We start from the raw sequence: 6,870 nt of genomic DNA, 5'->3' as shown, positions 1-6,870 counted from the left end.
ATATACCCAGTTATCTGTTGGTATTGGTTCAATGTTAACATAATAATCATTTCCATTTTCCACTTCCACAAAACCATACAAACTTGTGTTATAACTTGTATGCCTTAATCCATAAGGATAATAATGATTCTCCTCCAATATTGTCACAAGAGATGGATTATCTATATCAAGAGAAGAATTTTTAGCAAAACTCAATCGAACATTACCTAAGTGGTCTTTGTATTGATAAGCATAATTAAAATACTTAATACCTCCTCTTCCATAAATCACACTAACATAGCCTTCCGCATGTGGAAAAAAGCTCAAGTAACCCTCTGTATACTGAAACCCGTCCATATAGTCTGTAGTGACGGTCTGCAAAGTATAAGGCTGTTCATTAACAACTTTCTTTACCTTTTGACCCACGGCATTGTAAAGATAAGAAATACTTTTCCCTCCTGCAAAAACAATTGAAATTGGCAAATTCAAATGGTTATAGGTAATAAAAGTAATTTGCTTGTTTTGGTCTTTCTTTAAATTACCAAAATCGTCATATTCATAATCATCATCAGCATCGGTAATACCATTACTGTCATCCTTAAAACCTTCTGGATGGTTACTGCTATCCAATACTTTCATCAATTGATTGGGCTTGGCGGGATGGTAGGTGTACGTCAAATCATCGATCTCAATAGCAAAATCATTCGTATCCAAATCACCATTACGCCACAATCCTTTTATATTTCCATTTTTATCATAAATTAAACTTTCATTATAACTGTTTCTTAATGGTGAAGAATTTTCTGGTCTCTGATATATGGCATTCTTTAATCGGTTCAGTTCATCATACTGATAACTGTATTTACGCTTCACATCATCACTACTCGTGCGCCAGTAGGTTTCTGATATGTTACCGTTATACAATGCTTTGCCTGTGTAATTGGTAGCGTTTTCTACTTGGTTATAGTTCAACTTAAACGCAAATATTTTTTATTCTTTGAAGCGAATGGCTTGCGTTCTTTTGCTATCCGTTTTCCCGCTGTTCATTTCAATCTCTGCGAGGATTTCCACTTCCATCGGGGCTAAAAATGATATCATTTGAATTCTTGATATTTCCATGCCCTAATTTGATACACGTAGCAAAATCAAATCCTTATTTTATGCGTTCTAACAAACTATCAATCTTCAAAAGATATATTTATACAACAAAAAAAACAGCATTTAGTTTTTTACGCTAAACACTGTTTTTCAATGATTTAATTTTTGTTTTTAGCTTATGTCCTAATTTGACACATTACCCATCTGTTACATTACCTAAATTTGATACATTATCCCATTTATCAACATTTTATTAGGCTTCCAATAATTTTTCATTAGATTTATTAAATCATCAATCTCTTTTGCTGAACTAAAGAACTTATCGTTTTCAGGTAAAGTTAATATGCAACTATTTTTATTAAATGACTTATCTCCATAAGCTCCTATATTAAAGTTTATTTGAGCCGACTCACTGTCATTTTTATTTCCAGACCAATAAGATATTCTTGCCCCTAAATCTTCGAATTTCTTATCCCACTTCTTTTCTAAATCTCTTTTAAAATAATCCTGATTAAAATCTACTTGATTATTTATAGCTTCTTTTTTACTATTTCCTTTTTCATACCAGTGACCAAATAAATCATTGTTATAAACCCTTAACAATAATAAAAAATCATACACTTTTTTTGAACATTGTTCTATGGTCGTTTTTTCTTTAGATAGCCATATTGCACTTATAGACTCTACTTTTTTTTCCATGTGTTATTTTCTTGGAGTATGTATTAATTCTATTCCTTCTATATCGTTTTTCTTAAACAACTTTTGTGTTGCTTCCATTACCTTTTTATTCTCAAAATGCCATTGTATTTTTATCCCATCAGCAGCTTTAAGCTGTCTATTTGCTTGATCTATTAAACTATCAGCTCCTTTAAACCAATTTTTAAAATTACCATCTTTTCCCACAAAGTTTCCCATGCCAGATTTTGCATCGAGTAAAACTCCACTATCAGTTATACCGTCAAATTTTACACCGTTTAACTTGAAACTTTGAGAAGCATCAACTCCAGTTATTTGTTTCTGAAAACTTGAAGCTGCATCACTCATATTTTCACCTGTATCAATCCACTTCCCTGATTTAAAAACATCACCAACTTTTCCAGCAACTCTAAATTCGGATAGCATAAACAACCCCAGCACCCTACTTCCCCAACCAAGTTTTTCTCCAGTCATTAAGTCACTTCCTGTGAAAGTTTCTACAAAACCTTTAGCGTCTCCAACAACTGGAGTAATGTCTACTATTGTTGCCTCTGCTTGACTTGGCGCTTCATTTCTCTGATATAGCTTATTCCATGTTGTCGGTGTAACACCAGCACTTTTAGCAGTAGGTGTATAAACCATCCAGTAAGCTGGACCAGTTTCAAGTCCTTCCAACTCATTATACATTACTACTTTGTTTTCGGAAAAAGCATATGTTGAGTTATATGGATATTTAGCAGCCAGCGGGTCAATATTCATAAATCTACCAATAGCGTAATCATAATTTCTATACTTAAAACTATCCCAGTTAAGCCCCAGCTCATCTTGACGCTCCTGACCTTGATACTTATACTTGTACAGTCCTGCACAACTTTTAACCTCGCGTGAGAGCCTTATTTTATTACAACTCCTATGCTTCCTTCTGTAAGAACGTACCTTTTCATTTTTCCTTGCTTGTCAAAAATAGTTCTTTTTTCTTTCAATTGAAAAAAAAAGAGTTTGATTTTATAGATAATATTTAACGTATTTTTTTATTCGATTGGCACATTATTTGTATTAATCCACTAAAAACCAACACTATGTAAACACTTTTACTCGTTTTTTATTAACCATTAAATATTTAGATCATGAGTAAACAAAAAGGGATTATCAAGTTAGTTGGTAATATTGGCGGTATGAGTTTTTATACTTCCAATGGTGAGTATTTAGCCAGAACCGCAGGCGGTCCGACTAAAGAACGTATTGCAACTGGTTCGAACTTCGTGAGAACCAGAGAGAACAACGCCGAGTTTGGCGGTGCTGCTAAAGTGGGCAAAGCTTTTAGAACTGCGTTAAGCAGTGTTATACAAACAATGGGCGGAAGCACATTGACTGCTACATTAACACGGTTATTTAAAAGTATCAACGCAAAAGCTTCAGGCATAAGAGGTCAACGACCTATCGCCTTGAGTGGCAACAAAACACAGGCTAAAGGTTTGGAACTTAACGAGAAGATAAGTTTTACTTCAGTATTTAACGCACCTTATACCGTTACTTCAGATACTGACCGTGTAGAGATTACTTTTACTATTCCGTCATTTATTCCGATAAACTTTATTAATGCTCCCGCAGGTGCTACAGGGTTTCGTATAGCTGCTGCCGTTGGTTGGCTCTCTGATTATAGTTTTGACGATAGTACGTTAAACTATGAGCCTGATGTTCCGGATCAAAATAGTTTGGGTATAACTGCCTATAGTGCTATTCAACCTATCAACAACACCGGCACAACTATAACTCTGACGGCTACCGCTCCTGGCGGATTGGTTCCTGATGCTGGAGTTAGCGTTATTGCGTGTTTGGGTATTGAGTTTTATCAAAAAGTAGATACCGTTGATTATTTACTGGCTCAAGGTAATGCAATGCGTATAGTGGAAGTTTTTTAAGGTTTAAAACACTTTCTAACAGGTTAAAGCTTTCCGAGTTCGGAAGGCTTTTTTTGTGCTTAAAACGTTTTAAAATGATTATTTCAAGGATAAATTAACTATTCGATGTAGTTGATTTATCCTTTTTTTATCCCCCTGATAAAGTCGGCTTTAGTGGGCTTATGGTGGGCTTATCCTCGGGACATCTACGGGACATCCTCGGCTGAAGTATTAATTATTTTCTTCTTCAATTGAAAAAAAAATCGTTTTTGTTTATCCATTATCCAAAAGCAAGTACAAAACCATCTTCGGAGTTTTCCTGTAGTCGGCTGATTGGTTTAAATTGTTGGCTCGATTTTTTTGGAAGATTGCCATTAATCCAATGTTGTTTTATAATCGGGTTTTCCTTGGCAATCTTCCAAAAAAATGAGCATAGCCTTGTGGCGATTGAACACACAATCTACTTCCCTTTAGTGATGATTTGTGCAAAAAAACGAGCAAAGAAAGACGGCAACCACTGTAGCTGGCTTTTTTGTGAAGCTTTTTTTGTGCAAAGTCATTACTAAATAATTAAATCAATCGTAGTGCGTCGGCAGTAGCGTCGGCAGTGGGTGGGTGCGTTGGAGAGCGGCTATTTTACATAATGAGCTTATAGTTTCAAGGCGAAGCGAACCCAAAGGGCTTGAACTATAATGGCTCATTATGTAAATATAGCTTGGGGTGGCTTTAGCGTCGGGTCAAGGCTCTTGTTTTTTGTGCGTTGGGTGAGCAGCTCTATACTAAACAAATGGTTTTTTGTTGTTTCCTTAAAAATCAATGGTATTACTCAATAAAAAACCATTTGTTTAGTATAGTGCTGTACTTGGGGAAAAACAAGTGCCTTGTGTGGTGGGAGAAGCCACTTGAGCGTTGGGGTGCGTTGGCTGGGTGGGTGCAAATACGTCAGCGAAGCGTTCCTATTTCTTTTATTTGTCTTTTATTTGATTGGGTGTAGTTTATCAATAGCCGTCTTTAAAGCATTTAATCCTGTTTGCCTGTATTTTTCTGTAGTGTCTGGGTGTTTGTGTCCTGCAAAGTGTTGTACTACTCGTAAATCGTTGTTTTTGGTTAGTAAGTTGGCTAATACACTTTGTCTTATGGTGGTTGCTGTGAGCTTCTTTTTGTACTGTTTTTGATAAGTTGTAATTAAGTAATCTACATCTTCGGTTCTGATGGGTGTTCCGAGTTTTCCCAATAGTAATTTATTATTGTCGTTTCTCCACGTTTTTAGCTTGGTTCTGTCGTGGTTGATGTATTCATATAACAAAAGTATTTGTTCTGCTTTTAAAGGTAGATTTCTGTTATTGGTTAGTGCTGTTCCTGTTACTTCTATGGTCGCTTTTTCTAAATCTATATCACTTAATTTTAAGTTTTCTATTTCGCCTATTCGTAAACCTTGATGAACGAGTAAACTCATTATAATTTTGTTTCTCTTGGCCAAAAATGGATAACGCTCTTTTCTAGGATTTAAAAGGCTTTGTAGTTCTTTTTCTGTGAATAAATCTTGTAATTGGATTGGGTTTTCGGTTTTATCTCGTAATCGTATGGCTCTGGCTGGATTGTCTTTTCGTTTTTCTATTTCTATTAAATAATCATAATATCGTTTAATGCAACCTAGCGTAGCTTTTATAGTGGATGGTTGGTAATTATTGCGTAATAATTCAATATACTGCATTACTTTTTGATAGTCGTATTTGTCTGCATTTCTATTGGCTTTTTTGTATTTTTCAATACTGTATAAATAACTTTCTACGGAACTTTCTCTTAAACTTTGTCGTAAAAATTGTTCTAAACTAATCATTGTAATTTGGTTTTTAAAAAATTAATTCGAGTGTAAACCTGTGTTGTTCCAAGCTGTGTGTGTCCTAAAAAATCTCTGACCATTTCTATACTCATTTCATTTTCTAATAGATGTGTTGCGATACTATGCCGCAGGCTGTGTAAACAATAATTTTGATGATCTATTTTTTTTGTTCGTTTGAGTATTCTTTTAAAAGTGATATAGATTGTATTTCCTGTTATTGGGTTTCCTAACTCGTTGATTAAGAAGTTTTGTAGTTTATCTTTTCGGTAGATCTCTATTTGATTGTTATAATTTTTTAAGTCTTTTACAATGCTTTCCGTAAGTGGTATTACTCTACGTTTTTTGCCTTTTCCTTTTCTTATAAAGAGTAGTTTTTGTTCAAAGTTTATATCTTTTACATCCAATAATATTACTTCAGTTCTTCGTAATCCACAGCCATAACAAAGATTTAAAATAGTTGTTTCTAATAGATTATCACAGTTTTGATACAGGGTTTTAATTTCTTCTTGAGTAAATATTATTCGTTCTTTTTTAGTAGGTTGTTTTATTCGTAGATTGTATGGATTTTGTTTAATTGTCCTGGTTCTTTCTAAATAGTCAAAATATAATTTAATAGCTAATAGTTGGCTGTAGATGTGGCTTTCGCTTAATGGTGCTTTTCGCCTTTCACTTGTTTTGGTTTGTAGATAACTGTAATAGTTTTTAATATGGCTATCGTTTATTTTTTGTGGATTTTCTTTGCTGTAGTTGAGTAAATTTTGTGCGTATTTCGGATAATTATCTACTGCATTTTTGCTATAACCCAAGCCCTGTAATTCCTTTCTAAAATTAAATACACTGTCGTCTATTATCATCTATTATGTTTTTGAGGTTGTACTTTTTATTTCGACCGAACGCAAGGTTTAGTTTCAGGTTTAAAGTTTCAGGTTCAGTGTTTTACGTATAATCTAGTGTTCGTTTGGTGTTCGGTTAGCGTTCGTTAGTGTTCGGTTTTAGCTGTTGTATTTGCTTTATAAAATGGTCTTTTAGTTTTTTTCTAACGCTCTGTATATCGTCAAAGTGGAAGATTTTATATTTATAGCCTTTGTTGCCGTGTCCGTATTGTTTGATGTATTCTAATTGTACCAATTGATTGATGTAGTATTGCAGTTGTGTCTTTTTAAATCCTGTGGCTTCCATTGCTTCAAAACGTGTAAAATCATCGGTTTTAAACTTCTTCTTCAGCTTTTCAAAAAACTGTCGCAAGCTTCCATCAAGTTCATCTATTTTTAAAATGATGCTTTCAAAAAGTATTTCTACTGCATTCTCTATATCCACAATCTCTGTAACTATTTTGCCTGCGGAGGCTCTCCG

The 6,870-nt window shown here is 34.2% G+C and carries 6 protein-coding genes and 1 pseudogene; 1 reads left to right on the top strand and 6 read right to left on the bottom strand.

The annotated features are described in order from the left end of the window. The 3 genes and pseudogenes from IAI56_RS14955 to IAI56_RS14945 all read right to left on the bottom strand — a co-directional run. Positions 1 to 951: pseudogene (locus tag IAI56_RS14955) on the bottom strand (hypothetical protein); the annotation flags it as partial. A 342-nt stretch (positions 952 to 1,293) separates the two neighbouring features. Further along, positions 1,294 to 1,776 (bottom strand): Imm52 family immunity protein, encoded by a 483-nt coding sequence (locus tag IAI56_RS14950; RefSeq protein WP_187658622.1) that lies wholly within the window; start codon positions 1,774 to 1,776, stop codon positions 1,294 to 1,296. 3 nt (positions 1,777 to 1,779) lie between these two features. Next, the gene (locus IAI56_RS14945) at positions 1,780 to 2,634 is read right to left on the bottom strand and encodes a Tox-REase-5 domain-containing protein (RefSeq protein WP_262896763.1); all 855 of its coding nucleotides are present in this window, start codon (positions 2,632 to 2,634) and stop codon (positions 1,780 to 1,782) included. 314 nt (positions 2,635 to 2,948) lie between these two features. Between IAI56_RS14945 and IAI56_RS14940 the strand changes: the two genes are divergently transcribed. After that, positions 2,949 to 3,695, top strand: a complete 747-nt coding sequence (locus IAI56_RS14940) for a hypothetical protein (RefSeq protein WP_187658620.1) — start codon at positions 2,949 to 2,951, stop codon at positions 3,693 to 3,695. Positions 3,696 to 4,650: 955 nt separating this feature from the next. On the opposite strand, the gene IAI56_RS14935 is transcribed toward IAI56_RS14940, so the two are convergent. From IAI56_RS14935 to IAI56_RS14925, 3 genes are all read right to left on the bottom strand, one after another. Continuing rightward, positions 4,651 to 5,514 (bottom strand): tyrosine-type recombinase/integrase, encoded by an 864-nt coding sequence (locus IAI56_RS14935; RefSeq protein ID WP_187658619.1) that lies wholly within the window; start codon positions 5,512 to 5,514, stop codon positions 4,651 to 4,653. Continuing rightward, positions 5,511 to 6,371, bottom strand: coding sequence for a tyrosine-type recombinase/integrase (locus IAI56_RS14930; protein WP_187658618.1), 861 nt, complete (start codon positions 6,369 to 6,371; stop codon positions 5,511 to 5,513). The genes IAI56_RS14935 and IAI56_RS14930 overlap by 4 nt, the downstream gene beginning before the upstream one ends. Positions 6,372 to 6,486: 115 nt before the next feature. Continuing rightward, the coding region (locus tag IAI56_RS14925; RefSeq protein ID WP_187658617.1) for a hypothetical protein at positions 6,487 to 6,870 on the bottom strand (384 nt) is incomplete at its 5' end.

The sequence above is a fragment of the Flavobacterium macrobrachii genome (assembly GCF_014486675.1).
Lineage (GTDB): Bacteria > Bacteroidota > Bacteroidia > Flavobacteriales > Flavobacteriaceae > Flavobacterium > Flavobacterium macrobrachii.
The sequence above is the reverse complement of the archived record's forward strand: the minus strand, read 5'-3'. Positions and strand labels throughout refer to the sequence as shown.